At 53.4% G+C, this 18,156-nt stretch carries 15 protein-coding genes; 4 read left to right on the top strand and 11 right to left on the bottom strand.

Translation table 11 applies throughout. From position 1 onward, the window contains the following. Positions 1-75: 75 nt before the first annotated feature. Positions 76-909, top strand: a complete 834-nt coding sequence (locus tag JYB63_RS09710) for a helix-turn-helix domain-containing protein (RefSeq protein ID WP_205657657.1) — start codon at positions 76-78, stop codon at positions 907-909. On the opposite strand, the gene hutG is transcribed toward JYB63_RS09710, so the two are convergent. From hutG to hutC, 6 genes are all read right to left on the bottom strand, one after another. Next, positions 906-1,721: an N-formylglutamate deformylase gene (gene hutG, locus JYB63_RS09705; protein ID WP_336510872.1), complete on the bottom strand. Its 816-nt coding sequence runs from the start codon at positions 1,719-1,721 to the stop codon at positions 906-908. The genes JYB63_RS09710 and hutG overlap by 4 nt on opposite strands. Further along, complete coding sequence (hutI, locus tag JYB63_RS09700; RefSeq protein ID WP_205657656.1) at positions 1,711-2,925, bottom strand: imidazolonepropionase; 1,215 nt, start codon at positions 2,923-2,925, stop codon at positions 1,711-1,713. The genes hutG and hutI overlap by 11 nt, the downstream gene beginning before the upstream one ends. A 14-nt stretch (positions 2,926-2,939) precedes the next feature. Next, on the bottom strand, positions 2,940-4,487 hold the full coding sequence (hutH, locus tag JYB63_RS09695) for a histidine ammonia-lyase (RefSeq protein WP_205657655.1): 1,548 nt from the start codon (positions 4,485-4,487) through the stop codon (positions 2,940-2,942). Further along, positions 4,480-6,030 carry an HAL/PAL/TAL family ammonia-lyase gene (locus JYB63_RS09690; protein WP_205657654.1) on the bottom strand — a complete coding sequence of 517 codons (1,551 nt, stop codon included), beginning with the start codon at positions 6,028-6,030 and terminating at the stop codon, positions 4,480-4,482. The genes hutH and JYB63_RS09690 overlap by 8 nt, the downstream gene beginning before the upstream one ends. A gap of 87 nt (positions 6,031-6,117) precedes the next feature. Continuing rightward, positions 6,118-7,788 (bottom strand): urocanate hydratase, encoded by a 1,671-nt coding sequence (hutU, locus tag JYB63_RS09685; protein WP_205657653.1) that lies wholly within the window; start codon positions 7,786-7,788, stop codon positions 6,118-6,120. A gap of 113 nt (positions 7,789-7,901) precedes the next feature. Beyond that, the gene (hutC, locus tag JYB63_RS09680) at positions 7,902-8,663 is read right to left on the bottom strand and encodes a histidine utilization transcriptional repressor HutC (RefSeq protein ID WP_205657652.1); all 762 of its coding nucleotides are present in this window, start codon (positions 8,661-8,663) and stop codon (positions 7,902-7,904) included. Positions 8,664-8,827: 164 nt separating this feature from the next. Here hutC and JYB63_RS09675 point away from each other — a divergent pair, with 164 nt between their 5' ends. Both JYB63_RS09675 and JYB63_RS09670 read left to right on the top strand, forming a co-directional pair. Then, positions 8,828-10,198, top strand: a complete 1,371-nt coding sequence (locus tag JYB63_RS09675; RefSeq protein WP_205657651.1) for a formimidoylglutamate deiminase — start codon at positions 8,828-8,830, stop codon at positions 10,196-10,198. A gap of 232 nt (positions 10,199-10,430) precedes the next feature. Continuing rightward, complete coding sequence (locus tag JYB63_RS09670; protein ID WP_205657650.1) at positions 10,431-13,145, top strand: bifunctional diguanylate cyclase/phosphodiesterase; 2,715 nt, start codon at positions 10,431-10,433, stop codon at positions 13,143-13,145. A 62-nt stretch (positions 13,146-13,207) separates the two neighbouring features. Here JYB63_RS09670 and JYB63_RS09665 read toward each other — a convergent pair whose 3' ends face one another. From JYB63_RS09665 to yrfG, 4 genes are all read right to left on the bottom strand, one after another. Continuing rightward, positions 13,208-14,755 (bottom strand): phosphoenolpyruvate carboxykinase, encoded by a 1,548-nt coding sequence (locus JYB63_RS09665; protein WP_205657649.1) that lies wholly within the window; start codon positions 14,753-14,755, stop codon positions 13,208-13,210. A gap of 302 nt (positions 14,756-15,057) precedes the next feature. After that, positions 15,058-15,930 carry an Hsp33 family molecular chaperone HslO gene (gene hslO / locus JYB63_RS09660; protein WP_205657648.1) on the bottom strand — a complete coding sequence of 291 codons (873 nt, stop codon included), beginning with the start codon at positions 15,928-15,930 and terminating at the stop codon, positions 15,058-15,060. A gap of 119 nt (positions 15,931-16,049) precedes the next feature. Continuing rightward, positions 16,050-16,475 (bottom strand): ribosome-associated heat shock protein Hsp15, encoded by a 426-nt coding sequence (gene hslR, locus JYB63_RS09655; RefSeq protein WP_336510871.1) that lies wholly within the window; start codon positions 16,473-16,475, stop codon positions 16,050-16,052. After that, entirely contained in the window at positions 16,468-17,118 is a 651-nt protein-coding gene (gene yrfG / locus JYB63_RS09650) for a GMP/IMP nucleotidase (RefSeq protein ID WP_205657646.1), read from the bottom strand. The genes hslR and yrfG overlap by 8 nt, the downstream gene beginning before the upstream one ends. Before the next feature lie 115 nt (positions 17,119-17,233). Here yrfG and nudE point away from each other — a divergent pair, with 115 nt between their 5' ends. Next, on the top strand, positions 17,234-17,782 hold the full coding sequence (gene nudE / locus JYB63_RS09645) for an ADP compounds hydrolase NudE (RefSeq protein WP_205657645.1): 549 nt from the start codon (positions 17,234-17,236) through the stop codon (positions 17,780-17,782). A 24-nt stretch (positions 17,783-17,806) separates the two neighbouring features. On the opposite strand, the gene JYB63_RS09640 is transcribed toward nudE, so the two are convergent. Further along, positions 17,807-18,088, bottom strand: coding sequence for a hypothetical protein (locus JYB63_RS09640; RefSeq protein WP_205657644.1), 282 nt, complete (start codon positions 18,086-18,088; stop codon positions 17,807-17,809). Between the last annotated feature and the right edge of the window lie 68 nt (positions 18,089-18,156).

The following is an 18,156-nucleotide window of genomic DNA, read 5'->3' as shown; positions in this document are numbered from 1 at the left end:
AAAACCATATTGTTGCATAAATACATAAATTGTTATTTTTACAAAACAGCAGCTAATAGGTAGCAGATAACAGCTATGGATAAACGGGAAATTGCTCCGGTGTTTCGTGAGCGTCTGAAAGATTTGCTGGCGCAGTCCGGCCTGAATCCCAGTGAGTTCGCCCGGCAGTGCCAGCTGGACCGGTCGGCCATGAGCCAGTTTCTTGATCCGGCTAACCTGCGCCTGCCCCGTGCTGAAGCGCTGATGCGTATTGCTGCTGCACAGGGTGTGTCCATCGACTGGCTGTTAGGTGTGACCGGCGCCAGCGATGCCAGTCTGCAGGTATCCAGCAGTGCCGAAATTGAACTGATACCGGATCAGGCCCAACACTCTCCTCTCACCCAGTGGCGGGCCGAAATTAATGGCGGCAAAACCCGCTATGTACCGGCTTATCTTCCAGACATGCTCAGCCTGCCTGAACTGGTCAATCATGAACTTGAGCCTCACAGAGCCTCACCCCGGTACAACTTTGGGGAGGATTTACTGAAAACCGTACAGGAACGGGGAAACGATCTGGAAATATGCATGCCGGTTCAGGCCCTTCATGAACTGGCACAGGGGCAGGGCATCTGGCAGAACATTCCGCGCCCGTTACGGCTGGCTCAGTTTGACTATATGGCCCGACTCATTGATGAGCACTATCCAACCCTGCGGGTACATTTTTACGATCGCCTTAAACACTATTCCGCACCATTAACGGTATTCGGCAACCAGCGGGCAGCGATTTATCTGGGCGGTACTTACCTGATGGTCACCGGCAGCGAGCAAATCAGCGGGCTGTCCAAACACTTCGATCATCTGGTAAGAGTTGCCGACGTATTGCCCCATCAGGCCAGCCAGCTATGTCTGGACATTAAACAAACGGTCTAATGCTGCAGGGCATCCAGTAAATGTTGGGTAATCTGCCGCAGCAGCGGCTGCACATGAGACAATTTTTTCGGATCAATCTGATAGGCATCAAAACGCTTGGCAGTGAAGGCTTCATCGGCCAGATAAGTCCCCTGAGATAACTCCAGCTGCAGGCTCTCAATGCCTTCAGCGGGCTGGCCAAAGTGCCGGGTGATAAAGCCCCCTTTAAAGCGACCGTCAGTCACACAGGTAAAGCGCCCATCGGCACAGGCCAGCGCCTCAAGTTGCGAGGTTAAGCCAAACCGACAACTGGCGCCGCTGTTGGTGCCAAAATTAAAGTCCGGTAAACGGCCGTCAAACAGCATAGGTACCCTGGGTGCAATACTGTGGGCATCGAATAACATCGCATTGCCGTGCACGGCTTTCAGCCGGTCCAGTTCATTACGGATCTGCTGATGGTAAGGTCGCCAGATTTGCTGTTTATAGCGCTCCCGCTCCTCTTCATCCGGTTCCTGACCGGGTAAAAACAGACTGTCATCAGTAAAGCTGATATCCGGAAAAAGTCCCGTCACCTTGCCCGTATACAAGGGTTTGTCATCCAGTGACCGGTTCAGATCAAGCACATAGCGGGAGTAATTAGCGCGGATCACGCCCACACCTAACTCATTCAGAAAACTGTACAGTTCAGGAATAAACCAGTCGGTATCGGCCAGTTGCAGGGCTGACGCGGTCAGTCCGCTGGCAACGGCATCGGTCAGCTGTAATCCGGAATGTGGCATGCTGACCAACAGCGGCGTTGTTCCCGGCATAAACTCAAACGGATCAGATATCACGGCGTACACCTCGCTTCACTCTGGCATTGTTCAGGCGTCCCCCTAACCAATAGCTTAGCTCAGCAGGTGATTCTATGTTCCAGCAAACGAAATCCGCCTGCTTACCCGGTCTCAGCGTACCGTGGGTTTTATCCAGCCCCAGCGCCCGGGCGGCATGGCATGTAACCCCTGCCAGCGCTTCTTCCGGTGTAAAGCCAAATAAGGTGCAGGCCATATTCATCATCAGCCGTAACGAGCGTACCGGTGAAGATCCCGGATTACTGTCGCTGGCCAGGGCCATCGGCACATTATGATCCCGTAACAGCTGTACCGGCGGTTGCTGAGTTTCCTTCAGCACATAAAATGCGCCGGGCAGAATCACGGCTACCGTGCCATGTTCAGCCATGGCACTGACATCCTCCGCGGTGGCATATTCAAGATGATCCGCTGACAGCGCACCCAGTTCTGCAGCCATTTTGCTGCCCCCCAGTGCCGACAACTGCTCCGCATGCAGCTTCAGGGGCAGCCCCAGCTTTACAGCGGTTTGCAGATAACGCTGTATCTGTGCCGGCGAAAAGGCAATTTTTTCACAAAAGCCATCCACCGCATCCGCCAGCTGCTGCTCCGCTATGGCCGGTAACAAAGTCTCACAGAGATATTCAATGTAGGCATCCGCATCGCTGAATTCCGGCGGCATGGCGTGAGCTGCCAGACAGGTCGTCAGAATCTCCACCGGCCACTGTTCACCCAAGCCTCTGGCCACCCGCAGCATTTTGGCTTCGTTTTCCAGGTCCAGACCATAACCGGATTTTATTTCCAGGGTCGTCACGCCATCTGCCATCAGATCCAGCACCAGGCTTTCAGCACGCCGCTGCAATTCTGCTTCACTGGCCTGCCGGGTAGATTGAACCGTATTGGCTATACCGCCGCCAGCCCGGGCAATTTCTTCATAACTGGCCCCCTGTAACCGCAACTCAAATTCCCGGCTGCGGTTAGCACCAAATACAATATGGCTGTGGCAATCAATCAGCCCCGGCGTCACCCAGCCGCCTTCAAGATCAGTTTTATGGACCGCCTCTCCGGTAAAATCTGCATAAGGCCCCACCCAACTGATCACACCGTCATCCACGGCAATTGCCGCATCCTCAATGGTGTTATAGCGGCCATCAGCCATAGTGACCGCATGGAAACCATGCCACAAATGCTGACACGTCTGGCTATACATCCTGATACTCCCGTTTAGCCCTGCCCCGCGATCAGCGAAGGCAACAGTTCTGCCGGCATGGACTCGTTATGCGGCGCTTCAGCAAGCAGGGCATTAGCCTGGGCGATATCCTCCGCAAAATAGCGATCCTGATCATAAAAAGGCACTCTGGCACGTAGCGCTGATTTAGCCTGTTCCAGCCGCTCAGAGGTTTTTACCGGCGCCCGGAAGTCCAGGCCCTGGGCTGCACTGAGCAACTCAACCGCAAGAATACCCCGGGTATTTTCAGCCATATCCCGTAAACGGCGACCGGCAAAGGTGGCCATGGATACATGGTCTTCCTGATTGGCGGACGTCGGCAAACTATCTACCGATGCGGGATGCGCCAGCGTCTTGTTCTCACTGGCCAACGCCGCAGCAGTTACCTGCGCGATCATAAAACCGGAGTTCACCCCGCCGTTATCCACCAGGAATGGAGGCAGGCCAGACAGACCGCTATCAATCAGCAGGGCAATCCGCCGCTCCGCCAGCGAACCTATTTCAGCAATGGCCAGCGCCAGATTATCCGCCACCATCGCCACCGGCTCAGCGTGGAAATTACCGCCGGAAATAATGTCATTTTCAGCCGCACAAACTAACGGGTTATCGGATACGCCGTTTGATTCAATGACCAGCACCTGAGCTGCATGTCGGATCTGATCCAGACAGGCACCCATCACCTGTGGCTGACAGCGCAGGGAATACGGGTCCTGTACTTTTTCACAGCCCACATGGGAATCCCCCAGCTCACTGTTATCACTCAACAGGCTGCGATACGCCGCTGCCGTATCAATCTGGCCTATCTGACCGCGTGCGGCATGAATTCGCGGATCAAACGGCCGCCGGCTGCCCAGCGCGGCTTCCACCGACAACGCACCACAAACAACTCCTGAAGCAAACAGATCTTCTGCATGGAACAGACCTTCCAGCGCAAAAGCAGTGGATGCCTGAGTACCATTGAGTAATGCCAGACCTTCTTTTGGCGCCAGCGTCAGCGGTTCGATACCGGCAATCGCCAGTGCCGCCTGACCGGAAATCTCTTCACCCTTATAACGTGCCCGACCTTCCCCCAGCAGAACTGCACTCATGTGTGCCAGCGGCGCGAGGTCTCCTGAAGCCCCTACCGAGCCCTTACTGGGAATACAGGGAAATACTTCTGCATTCAGCAGGCTGATAAGTGCTTCAATCACGGTTAAACGCACGCCGGAATAGCCCCGAGCCAGACTGTTAATCTTCAGCACCATCATCAGCCGGACGGTAGCATCGTCCATCAGCTCACCGATACCGGCAGCATGGGACAGCACAATACTGCGCTGCAGGGTTTGCAGATCCTCACTGGCAATCCGGGTATTTGCCAACAAGCCAAAACCAGTATTAATGCCGTACACAGTACGGTCTTCTTCGATGACCCGATTCACCACTTCAGTACTGGCATCAATCGCAGCCACTGCAGCAGGATTCAGCCCCATCCGCAAACGCCGGCGGCTGATCTGTCGCAGATCCGTAAGCGTCAGGCTGCCGGGAATCAGTTGTAACTCAAACATGTTCAGTGTCTCCTATACCTGTCTGTTGCTCCAGCGCCTGAAGAACCGCCGGGTCAGCCAGTAACGCATCTAATTGCTGAATATCTTTTGCCACCCAGCGCTCCCGGGTGTAATGGGGTATATGCTGACGGATAAGCTGCCAGAGTCCCCAGCCTCCCCGACTGAAGAGACCACTCTCCCGAGGGTCGTCTGCGGCAATAAAATCACAGGCCTGTGCACCACACATCAGCTCAATGGCCAGTACTTTTTGTAAATTTGACTGCTGCTTAAATAACCTTAAAACCGCACTGGTGCCGAAACTGAGATGGTCTTCCTGCAGCCCGGAAGTCACATAGTTATCCACGGATACTGGCTGCGCATGACGGCGGTTCTCCGCACTCAGTGAGGCACTGACATACTGCACGATCATCAAACCGGAGCTGATCCCGCCTTCGTCGGTCAGATAACCCGGCAGCCCACTGACTTCGGGATTGAGTAAACGGTAAGTACGCCGTTCAGCCGCTGAAGTCAGCTCTGCCAGTGCCGGTGCCAGTCCGTCGCTGGCCAGCGCCAGACTTTCACCGTGAGGGTTCGCCTGAGAAACCACCCTGTAGCCTCCGTCTTCTTCGAGAATCAGGGGATTATCCGTAGCGGCGTTCAGCTCCCGGTTAACCAGTTCACAAAAATGCTGCCACTGCTGACGGCAGGCCCCGTGAATCTGCGGAATGGAACGCAGACTGAGGGCATCCTGAGTCCGCTGTCCCTGCCGGGACTCCAGCCAATGACTGTCTTTAAGAAAACCACGTAAACGACGACCGACAAGGCTCACCTGCGGCGAAACCTTTAACGCCAGATTAGCCTCATCAAACGCAGCCAACTGGCCGCCGCAGGCCTCAAAACTCAATGCGGCACTCAGATCAGACCAGCTCAGTAAATGCTCACAGTCGGCAGCCACCAGACAGGCCAGCCCGGTCATACAGGGGGTACCGTTCACCAGGCTCAGGCCGTCTTTCGGCCCGATTTCAGGTAGTTGAATCTCCGCCCGCTGAAACGCCTCGGTTGCAGGTTTCAGTTGCCCCTGATATTCCACCTCACCCACGCCAAGCAGGGGCAGGGCAATATGTGCCATATGGGTCAGATAGCCGACTGACCCCTGCTCCGGCACCTGTGGCGTAATGCCGTTATTCAGCATTGCTAGCAGTGCCGTCACAATGACCGGGGATATACCGGAATATCCATGACTGTAATTGGCAATGGCCGCCGCCATAATCGCCCGTACCTGACGCCCTTCCAGCGCCGGACCCACACCGCAGGCATGATTGAGAATCGTCCCCCGCGACATATCAGCCAGCTCGGCAGGAGCCAGCAAATGGTTACACAGATCACCCAGCCCGGTGGTAATGCCGTAAGCCCGTTCTCCCCGGTCAACCATATCCATGACGGCGCTGCGGGCACGCGCCATCCGCTGCCAGCGATCTTCACTGATTTCCAGCATTGCACCATCAGCCACGGCCAGCAGGTCCTGCCAGCACAGCCGCTGATCAAATATCACCTTTGCCTGCATACTCATTCCATTCTTATTGTTTTGTGCCTGCCTGCGTCAGACAGGCACTTTTTAATATAGATATCAGAAACAAACAGTTACAGGTATTTAATCCAGCATGGGTAATTTCAGCCCCTGCTCTTTCGCACAGGCAATCGCCTCAGGATACCCCGCGTCTGCATGACGCATCACACCGGTGCCCGGGTCATTGGTCAGCACACGGGCAATTCTTTCGTCCGCCTCTGCAGTACCGTCACAGACAATGACCATGCCCGAATGCTGTGAAAAGCCCATGCCAACGCCGCCACCGTGATGCAGAGACACCCAGGTTGCCCCTGAAGCGGTGTTCAGCAAAGCATTCAGTAATGGCCAGTCCGAGACGGCATCGGAACCGTCACGCATAGATTCAGTTTCCCGGTTCGGGCTGGCCACCGAACCGGAATCCAGATGATCACGGCCAATCACTACCGGCGCTGACAGTTCACCGCTGCGTACCATTTCATTGAAGGCCAAACCCAGTTTTGCCCGCTGCCCCAGGCCTACCCAGCAAATCCGGGCCGGCAGCCCCTGGAACTGAATCCGTTCACGGGCCATATCCAGCCAGTTATGCAGATGCTTATCATCAGCGATCAGCTGTTTTACTTTCGCGTCGGTTTTATAAATATCTTCCGGATCACCGGACAGCGCCGCCCAGCGGAACGGGCCTATGCCGCGGCAAAACAACGGACGGATATAAGCAGGCACAAAACCCGGGAAATTAAAGGCTTTCTCCACCCCTTCCTCAAGAGCCATCTGGCGGATGTTATTGCCATAATCAAAGGTAGGAATGCCCTGTTGCTGGAACGCCAGCATGGCACTGACCTGCACCGCCATAGACTGCTTAGCCAGCCGGGTAATTTCAGCCGGTTCAGTTTCTGCCCGGCGGCGATATTCTTCCCAGCTCATTCCCTGTGGCAGATAGCCGTTTAGCGGATCATGGGCTGAGGTCTGATCGGTCACCATATCCGGGCGTACACCCCGTTTAACCATTTCCGGCAGGATATCCGCCGCATTGCCGCACAGGCCGACAGACACCGCACGTCCCGCAGCACAATGTGCTTTAATCCGGGCCAGTGCATCATCCAGATCCGTTGCCTGCTCATCCAGATAGCGGGTCCGCAGGCGGAAATCGATGCGGCTTTGCTGACACTCAATCGTCAGCGAACAGGCACCGGCCAGAGACGCAGCCAGCGGCTGAGCCCCGCCCATGCCGCCAAGCCCGGCGGTCAGAATCCAGCGGCCGCGTAAGTCACCGTCATAATGCTGGCGCCCGGCTTCCACAAAGGTTTCGTAAGTTCCCTGTACGATGCCCTGACTGCCGATATAGATCCAGGAACCGGCGGTCATCTGGCCATACATCGCCAGCCCGCGGGCATCAAGTTCATTAAAGTGTTCCCAGTTAGCCCAGTGGGGCACCAGATTTGAATTGGCAATCAGCACCCGGGGGGCATTTTCATGGGTTTTAAATACCCCGACCGGCTTGCCTGACTGCACCAGCAGGGTTTCATCCGCTTCCAGTTCTTTCAGCGTTGCCACCAACTTGTCATAGCTTTCCCAGTCCCGGGCAGCACGGCCAATGCCTCCGTACACCACCAGCTCATGGGGATTTTCCGCCACATCCGGATGCAAATTATTCATCAGCATCCGTAACGGCGCTTCTGTTAGCCAGCTCTTGGCATTCAGCCGGCTACCGGTCGGCGCAATAATATCCCCTTCACGAATTCGGTTAAGACTGCTCATGACATGCTCCTGCAACACGTAGACTGTTTAATTTCAAATCAGCATACATGTATATACAACTTAAAATCAAACACAATGTATGTGCTGTTTAAGCATAGCGGATCAGAGAGATTTCAGGTGCTGCGCCCGAAATGGCCAAACAGCTGGAAGCGACTCCCCGGTGACAACAGGCGGGCGCTGGCCACCAGCTCTCCCCGGGACCAGGTACGGCGCTGAATCTGCAAACAGGGTTCGGCTGCATCCATTTGTAGCCAGTCCGCCTGTTCAGGGGTCGCCAGTACCGCTTCCACCAGATGCTCACCTTCCGTTAAAGGGGCAATCCGGCTCAGATACGCCGATGGCGTTATCGCAGTAAAATCCTGTTCAAGGTATTCCGGTGCCAGCTCGGCATTGATCACCCGGGACTCCAGCTGAATCGGTAACTGATTTTCAAAATGCAGTAACAGGGAACGGAATATCGGATGTCGGGTACGCACGCCTAAGCCAGTCGCTTCCTGCTGTGTAGCCTGCGCCCGTTCCAGACACAGCACTTCAGCCCGGTGCTGATTACCCCGGCTGGCAATTTCTTCAGCAATGTCATGAATTTCCGATAATGCAGACGGCAGCTTCTTTTCCGCCACAAAAGTCCCCACGCCCTGCTGCCGTTGCAGAATACCTTCAGCCGTCAGTTCTCTTAACGCCCGGTTGGCTGTCATTCTGCTGACCTCAAGCGCCTTCACCAGCTCAGCTTCAGAAGGCACCCGCTGTAACGCGGCCCAACTGCCGTCCCGTACCCGGCTGGCAATTGCCTGTTTCAGTTGTTCATAGAGAGGACCGTTCCCGTCAGACAGGCTGGTTTTCAGTTCATCGGCTAAATGTTGAGACTGCTGGCGCATCCGTTACTCCGCTGGCGTTTTAACAGCAGAGGATGAAAATCCATCACCCCTGCCGGTTTAAGCATCACTGAATTATACGGCAAAAGCTTGCAACACCAAGCCAAAAAGTTGTATATACAAGATAAACAATAAACAGACACGGATTTATCCGTCGCGGAGCCAGCATGTCTCACCAAGCGTTCTTTGCCCCTCTGGCCCTCCTGCCGGATGGCTGGCGGGAAAACGTTCTGATCGAAACCAGCCAGGGTCTGATTACCCGGGTAACAGATAATCAGCCTCAGCCAACTGACGCATCCCTGTTAAACGGCCCGGTATTACCCACCATGGCCAACCTCCACTCCCATGCGTTTCAGAGAATTATGGCCGGACTAAGTGAAGTCAGCCTGGACCCGAATGATAATTTCTGGAGCTGGCGGGACACCATGTACAAACTGGTTGCCCGGCTAACCCCGGATGATGTCGAGATCATTGCCACTGAGTTGTACATCGATATGCTCAAAGCAGGCTACGGTCAGGTCGTTGAGTTTAACTATCTGCACCATGCACCTGACGGCCAGCCTTATGCTGATTCCGCAGAAATGAACAACCGTCTGCTGCAAGCAGCAGAAGCCTCCGGGCTGGGTATTACGCTGGCACCTGTGCTTTACAGCTATGGTGGTTTTGGAGAACAACCCTGCAACACTGCCCAACAACGTTTTCGTCACTCAACCGATGAGTATCTGACGTTGCTGGAAAACCTTTCCCAACAGACCAGCGCAGCACCACTCACTCAGCAACTGGCAGTGTGCTTCCACTCTATCCGGGCGGTTACTGCAGAACAGATCAATCAGGTACTGGGAGCACAACAGCAACCTTTGCCGGTGCATATCCACATAGCCGAACAGCAAAAAGAAGTTCAGGACTGTCTGGATCATTATGGCCAGCGACCGGTGGAATGGCTGTTCAGCAATACTGAAGTCACACCGGACTGGTGCCTGATCCATGCGACACACCTGAACTCTGCCGAGATCAGCCAACTGGCCCGCTCCGAAGCCGTTGCAGGCCTGTGTCCGACAACGGAAGCCAATCTCGGTGACGGTATATTTCCCGCCCAGAGCTTTCTCGCTGAACAGGGGCGTATTGGCATCGGTTCAGACAGCCATGTTGGCTTATCGGTAGCCGAAGAATTGCGCCTGCTGGAATACGGGCAACGGCTTCAGGCGCAGCAGCGCAACCGCCTGTATGCACCAAACCAGCCGGCCGTTGGGGATTATCTCTTTAATGCCTGCCTGGCAGGGGGTGCGCAGGCAGCAGGTATTGAAAGTAGTCTGCGTCCCGGTGCCCGGGCGGACTTCATGACGCTTGATAACGGGTTGGCAGAAATCGCCGGCGCACAACCGGCGCAGTTACTGAACCGCTGGATTTTTGCCTGCCGGGAAAATCCGGTGAAAGATGTGTATATCGCCGGCCAGCAAAGAATCTTTGCCGGACAGCACCCCTTGCAGGACAGTAGCCGGGAAAACTACATCGCGTTGCAACGGCGCCTGCAACTCTGATGTCCTCCTTTCCGTCGCGCCCTGTAATATCACCATTCAGGGCGTTTTAACCTCATATAATGGGGACTTAACCGCTATTAAAACAAACGCTTGATGTGCTAAAACTTTGTCTGTGACAAGCAGCTGAACATCAGCTGCGACAGCCTGCTCAGGATGAGCCCAAAGGCTATCATGCCGGAAATACTGAAACTGAGTATCCGGCCGGATCAGATAATTACTAACGGACTGCATCATGACCTCAACACCGAAGGCCAATCATCTGCTTAGCATCCTGCTATACGCCTTCACTATCGCCCTGACACAGCCAGCCTACAGCCAGGCAGAAATGCCAACCTTTAACCAGGCATTCGACAAACATCCCGCCACTATGCTGTTAATTGATCCTGACAGTAAACGCATTGTGAATGCCAATGCCGCGGCAGCAAATTTCTACGGTCACTCCGAAACCAAGCTGGAATCAATGACGGTCGCGGATCTGAATATGCTGACACCTGAACAGGTTGCTGCTGAGGTTAAACTGGCCCGCCAGGAAGGCCGTCAGTTTTTTATATTCAGACACTTAATGGCAGATGGCAGCAACCGGAAAGTAGAAGTCCGTACCGTACCGCTGGAGGTTGACGGACAGGTCTTACTGTACTCAATCATCACCCCCGTCACAGCAAAGATGGACAAAGTTGTCAGCCATTATCAGGACCAGCTTGAAGCAATGGTTGATGTACAGACCGACCAGATTGCATCAAAAAGCCGACAGGTTATCTGGGCCATGGGCGGATCAATTGCCTTACTCCTGGTACTCATCTTTCTGCTATACAAATCCATGCGTCGCGGCCAGGAAGCCCGCCGAAAAGCTGAAGAAAATGAAGCAACGCTGTCATCCATATTTGATGGCATCTCTGACGCAATCATTTGTGCAGCACCCGACGGAAAGATCATCAACGCCAACCGGGGCAGTGAAGCACTGTTCGGTTACACTCTGGATGAACTGATATCCAGCGATGCTGACCGTCTTTATAAACAGGCTGCCGATGCATCCTCCTATCAGGATCTCCAGTACTCGGAAGACAGCCACAACGCTGCTATCTACGAAACCGATTACCGTCGGGCAAATGGCTCATCATTTCGCGGTGAAACTCTGGCAACCGTCATTGCCGACCCACAGGGGAAACCTCTGGGTTATATACGGGTTATCCGGGATATCACCGAACGAAAAAAATCCCACGAAAAACTGCGGCTGGCGGCCAGTGTGTTTAAGCACACCAGTGAAGGCATCATGATTATCAGCCCCCAAGGAACGCTGCTGGACACCAACGATGCCTATACTCTGATCACCGGTTACAGCCACAATGAAGCCATTGGCCAGAATATCCGCGACCTGTTCTGGGAGTTCCACGATACCGGTGATGCGCAGGCAATGTACCAGTCACTGCAGGAGCATGGCCACTGGGAGGGAGAACTGGAAACCACCCATGCAAACAGCTCTTCCCGCACCCTGAAGCTGACCATTAACGCTATCAGGGACTCGCAGAAAAGCCTGCGTCAGTATGTTGCGCTGTTTTACGACATCACCGATCAGAAACTCAAGGATGAGCAGCTGCGCAGCATCGCGCACTACGACTCTCTGACCAATTTACCTAACCGCCTGTTACTGGCCGACCGCCTTGAACATGGCATGTTGCAGATAAAACGCAGGGATCTCAGCCTGGCCATTGTCTACCTTGATCTGGATGGTTTTAAAGCCGTGAACGATACCTGGGGGCACGAAGTAGGTGATCTGTTACTGGTAGAAATAGCCCGGCGGATGAAGTTTGCACTGCGGGAAACCGATACTGTTGCCCGGCTTGGCGGCGATGAATTCGCCGCTATCTTTGTGGATTTACCCAAAGGATTACCTTACGAGGTTTATCTGTTACGGCTATTAAAAGCGACCAACGAGCCGGTCTACATAAACAACCTTGAACTGAAAGTATCCGCCAGCCTGGGGGTAACGTTTTATCCACAACAGGAAGAAATTACCGCTGAGCAGCTGCTGCGACAGGCGGATCAGGCCATGTATCAGGCCAAACTGGCCGGCAAAGGCCGCTACCACATTTTCGATTCAGATCTGGCGCGGAATATAAAGCATCAGCATGAAGAAATTGAGCGCCTGAAACAGGCTGTCAGTAACAATGAGTTCGTACTCCACTACCAGCCTAAAGTGAATATGCGCACCGCCCAGGTGTTCGGCGTCGAAGCCCTGATTCGCTGGCAGCATCCGAAAAAAGGCCTGCTATATCCGGCTGACTTCCTGCCCCTCACTGAAGAGCATGCACTGGCAGTCGATATTGGCGAATGGGTTATTGAAGCAGCACTGCGCCAGTTAGCACTCTGGCACAGCCAGGGGAATATGCTGTCTGTCAGCATTAATGTCGGCCCCCGCCAGCTGCAACAGGATAACTTTACCGAGCGGCTTGAAGAACTGCTAAACCGCTACCCGCAAATAGACCCGGGCTATATTGAACTGGAAGTGCTGGAAAGCAGCATTATCAGGGATCTGAACAAGGTATCCCAGACCATGCGCCAGTGTATTCAGTTAGGGGTTAATTTTGCACTTGATGACTTCGGTACCGGCTACTCATCCCTGCGTTATCTGAAAGAGCTGCCGGCCAGTACGGTAAAAATTGACCGCGGTTTTGTCTTCGACATGCTCAGTGATAAAGAAGACCTTACTGTCCTCAAAGGCATAATTCAGCTGGGTAAACTGTTCAATAAACAGCTGGTTGCAGAAGGGGTAGAGAGCGTACGTCATGGCGAAGTACTGCTGTCTCTGGACTGTGATCTGGCTCAGGGCTATGCCATCGCCCGGCCAATGCCGGCTGAAGAAATGTCCAGCTGGATTGCTCAGTGGCAGGCACCTGCTGAATGGCTGCCCGCACCGGAAAACAAACCGGAAAACTCTATGCTGAAGTAACTTTTAAGCAACTTACAGGCACAAAAAAAGGCGCTTAAAGCGCCTTTTTTATCAGCAGCGAATTAACGCTGAGGACCTGCCAGAATGATCGCTTCAGATACACCGTCAAACTTCTCGAAGTTTGCAGTGAACTGACCGATCAGATCATTGGCAGTTGCATCGTATGCACCCTTATCTTCCCAGGTCTCACGAGGATTCAGCAGAGCGTTATCAACGCCCGGTACATCCTTAGGAATTGTCAGGTTGATGCCTTCCAGGTGTTCAGTTTCTACGCCAGCCAGTTCGCCATTCTGGATGGCGCTGATAATGCCGCGGGTCGTCGGAATGCTGAAACGGCTACCAACGCCGTAAGCACCGCCGGTCCAGCCGGTGTTAACCAGGTATACCTGACTGTCGAACTCTTCGATACGCTTGATCAGCAGGTCTGCATATTCGCTGGCAGGACGTGGGAAGAACGGCGCACCGAAGCAGGTAGAGAAGGTAGACTTAATGCCACCGCCTGAACCCATTTCAGTAGAACCAACCAGTGCGGTATAACCGGACAGGAAGTGGTAAGCAGCTGCTTCTTTAGACAGGATAGACACCGGTGGCAGTACGCCAGTCAGGTCACAGGTCAGGAATACGATAGACTTCGGCTCGCCACCCATGTTGGTAGCAGAGCGCTTTTCAACGTGCTTCAGCGGGTAAGCGCAACGGCCGTTTTCAGTCAGGCTGGTATCTGCGTAATCAGCAACACGGGATTCATTCAGGGCAACATTTTCAACGATAGCGCCGAAACGGATTGCATCCCAGATGATTGGCTCGTTTTTCTGGCTCAGGTTGATGGTCTTCGCGTAGCAACCACCTTCCAGGTTGAATACCACACCTTTGCCCCAGCCGTGCTCATCATCACCGATCAGGTAACGGGACGGGTCAGCCGACAGGGTAGTTTTACCGGTACCGGACAGACCGAAGAACAGGGTAGTGCTGCCGTCGTCGCCGATGTTGGCAGAACAGTGCATTGGCAGCACGTCTTTTTCCGGCAGCAGGAAGTTCTGAACAGAGAACATTGCCTTCTTCATTTCACCGGCGTAACGCATACCGGCCAGCAGAACTTTACGCTTGGCAAAGTTGATGATCACACAGCCTTCGCTGTTAGTACCATCGCGCTCAGGCACACATTCAAAGCCTGCAGCGTTGAAGATTTGCCACTCTTCTTTCGCTTTCGGGTTGTACTCTTCCGGACGAATGAACAGGTTCTGGCCAAACAGGTTCTGCCAGGCAGTCTCGGTGCTCATTTTCACTGGCAGATAGTGATTAGGATCAGAACCTACGTGAACAGTAGAAACGAAGTGTTCGCGTTCGGCCAGATGCTCTTCCACACGGTTCCACAGTGCGTCGAACTTGTCGGCGTCGAACGGACGGTTAATCGGGCCCCACTGGATTGCATCAGAAGTGCTGGGTTCATCAACGATGAAACGATCCATCGGTGAGCGGCCTGTACGCTTGCCAGTCTTTACGACCAGAGCACCAGTATCAGCCAGGGTACCTTCTCCCCGCTGAATAGCTCGTTCTACTAACTGAGCCGGGCTCATATTGACGTGTACAGTGTTCACGGTGTCTTTGCTCATTATTGGATTCCCTTGGCCTTCAGCCAAAAAAAATAATTACCTGGAAAGTTATTCGTCTCCGTGCGCAATCAGTTGTTTTTACAACCAACTACCCCCATGCACAGAGGAGTAAAACGGTTTCGTCCACCTCGGACACTCTCGGGCGGATCTTATTTTTTATAGGACGCGTATTATGTCAAAAAAGACTCTGAAAAACTATGACTGAGAGCCATTCCTATTTGCTTATTAACAGGTCCATTAGTCGCTTTCTGTCAGCTTTTACGGGATGAGTTTTCACATCCCGGTATAAGCTGACTGAGCTGTCAGTGCACCTGATCAGAAGGCTTCACATTCGCTGTGGCAGAAAACATTTGCGTGATATCGGCCTGATCAAACTGATAGTTTTCGTTGCAGAACTGACAGTTAACTTCGATCTTGCCTTCTTCGCGGATGATATCTTCCAGCTCATCCTGGGTCAGATATTGCAGCGCATGGCCGGTTCGCTCACGGGAACAGTCACAGTTGAACTGTAACAGTTCCGGTTCATATAACCGGCATTCTTCTTCATGGAAAAGACGTCGTAAAATAGTCTCATTATCCAGATTCAGCAGCTCATCGTCGCTTAACGTCGCCGCCAGCTGACTGAAATGTTCCCACTGATCTTCCCGGTCGCCCTCAACCGGCATCACCTGAATCAGGAAACCGGCCGCTTTATCTTCACCGGTGGCCAGATGAATCTGGGTTGGCAGTTGCTCAGAACGGGAGAAGTACGTTTCCAGACACTGGCTCAGATGGTCACCTTCCAGCGGCACCACACCCTGATAGCGCTTGCCACCTTCCGGCTCAATCGTAATGACCAACTGACCGTCCTGAATCAGCTCTTTCAGATCAGCTTCTTCCGGCAGCTCACCTTCAAACCGGGCAATGGCACGCAGATCACGCTGGTGATTACACTCAGCCATCAGCGCTTTCACACTGTGGTTACCCTGAGCCTGCAGGGACAAACGTCCTTCAAACTTCAGGGTCGCACTCAGCAGGCTTACCGCCGCCATCATTTCACCCAGTACATTCCGGATAACCTGCGGATAGCCGTGCCGCTGCATCGCTTCCTGAAATGAAGCTTCAACACCGGCCACAACACAGCGGATATCGGCGTTATCAAAAAGAACCCGTTGGATCTGATCTGGATTGCTCATGTTACTCTCAAACAAACATACGATAGTAAAGCTGACGTCTTGCAATCACCGGACGGATTACTGGCAGCAGAAAAAATAAGAGCGGCATTCTAACACATAACTGTACGAAAAATGTCCGGCTACTGATCCTTAAACTGCATAATTCGCCGGCGGTCACGTTTATTCGGCCGGACGTCAGGGCCAAGATTGCCACGCATCGCTTTGCGCTGTTCTGCGGTCAGTTCCCGCTTTGCCACACTGTCCGGTGTTTCACTGTAAAGCTTCTGTGCTTCCGGCGCGCCACGGCGCTGTTCGGAGATATCCACAATGACAACGGTTTTCTCGTCAAAGCCCTGGCGAATCACCAGCTCAGCGCCCACTTCGACAATCCGGCTGCACTTAGCGCGCTGACCTTCATAATGAACTTTACCCCCTTCAACAGCCTGCTTGGCTATCGCCCGGGTTTTAAAGAAACGTGCTGCCCACAGCCATTTATCCAGACGAACTTTCGCCCCGGCACCTTTTTCAGACGCCCCTTTACTGTTTCCTGTTGTTTGCTTAGCCACGGATAATCTCGTCAAAATGATGGATAGCAGCGAAATCATCAATTTCGCGTTTCGGTTGCTGGCTGTCCGGCTGATAAATACTCAGCAGGTAACCAATGCCGTATTGGCGGGCAGACTCCAACACTGGCAGGCTATCATCCACCAGCAAAGTCGTGGCCGGATTAAAAGGTTCAACCTTTTGCATTTCATGCCAGAACTGCGGATCTTCTTTCGGCAGGCGGAAATCATGGGAAACGATAATATCGTCCACCAGCTTATCCAGACCGGTTTCCTGCAGCTTCAGATTCAGTCCGTCACGGTGGGCATTGGTCACAATCAGCGTACGCATCTGCCGGGCCCGCAAATGGGCCAGAAAGTCTTTCACATGGGGCCGGAAAGCGATTTTTTCCCGTACTTCCTGTTTAAGCTCTGCGATATTAATCTTCAGCTCACTGCTCCAGTAATCAAGACAGTACCAGTTTAACGTACCCCGCTCTTCGCGCAGGCGCTTCAGCAGCCATGCCCGGGTTTCTGCAGCATCAGCCTGATGCAGCTGGGCATAACGCATGGGTACATGTTCAAGCCAGAAATAGGTATCAAAGTGCAGATCCAGCAAGGTGCCGTCCATATCCAACAGCACGGTATCTATATTTTGCCAATCCATAGGAAAGTTACAGCCAGAGAGTTAATATTGTTGCCAGCAGCTATCAGTATAATCCACCATAGCTCACTCACGAAGTACCCGGGCAGCCCCGGTACCATTAAGGAAGCGCAAGAGTATGCCCGTAAAGCCTGAAATATTGAAGATCAGCCACCCCTCCCAGAGCCGGTTATTCAAAGTAGAAGCGGTTGATTTACGTTTTTCAAACGGCGTGGAACGCACCTATGAACGTCTGGCCGTCCGGGGCAATGGCGCGGTCATGATCGTTGCCCTTGATGATGAGGATAATATTATCCTGATCAAAGAGTACGCAGTGGGCGTTGAGGATTATCTGCTTACCCTGCCAAAAGGCCTGATTGATCCGGGTGAGGATGCCATTATTGCCGCCGACCGGGAGCTTAAGGAAGAAGCCGGCTTTGGTGCCCGTGACATTATCAGCATCAAAGAAATGACATCCGCCCCCAACTATATGGGCCACAAAATCACGACAGTACTGGCCCGGGATCTGTACCCGTGCAGGCTGGAAGGAGATGAGCCGGAAGAAATGGAAGTGGTCCGCTGGCCGCTGGCGCAGCTGGATGAACTGTTTGCCCGGGATGACTTTTCTGAAGCCCGCACAATCGCCGCACTCTACATGGTCCGTGACCGGCTTCAGCAAGGCTGCTAACAGCCAGGTATAAAGGCTCAGATATTAAGGATTAAGGCACTGCTTTGACCCGACCCGCACAATGCCTTCTATCTTCTGCTGCATGGCGGGATCAGTCACCGTCTGGTTCATTATCTGCTGTACTTCACGGTCACTGAAGTGCTTATGGACATAATCCGCCAGACAACTGCACTGGGCATCGGTAGCCCCCTCAGAAGTCATACAGGCATCTTTAAAAGGCTGCCAGGTAGTAGACGTCAGGTATTGGGTTTTCATGGTATAAACCACCAGAAGTACCGCGCTGATCCAGAGAAAAATCTTACCCACACAAGCCACCGTTATTATTATTTTCACATACTTTCAGGCGTTCTATTCTTTCAGAAGCACACCATTGC

It is taken from the genome of Aliamphritea spongicola (genome assembly GCF_017051665.1).
Taxonomy (GTDB): Bacteria; Pseudomonadota; Gammaproteobacteria; order Pseudomonadales; family Balneatricaceae; genus Amphritea; species Amphritea spongicola.
Note: the sequence above shows the minus strand (reverse complement) of the source record. Positions and strands in the feature narration are given on the sequence as shown.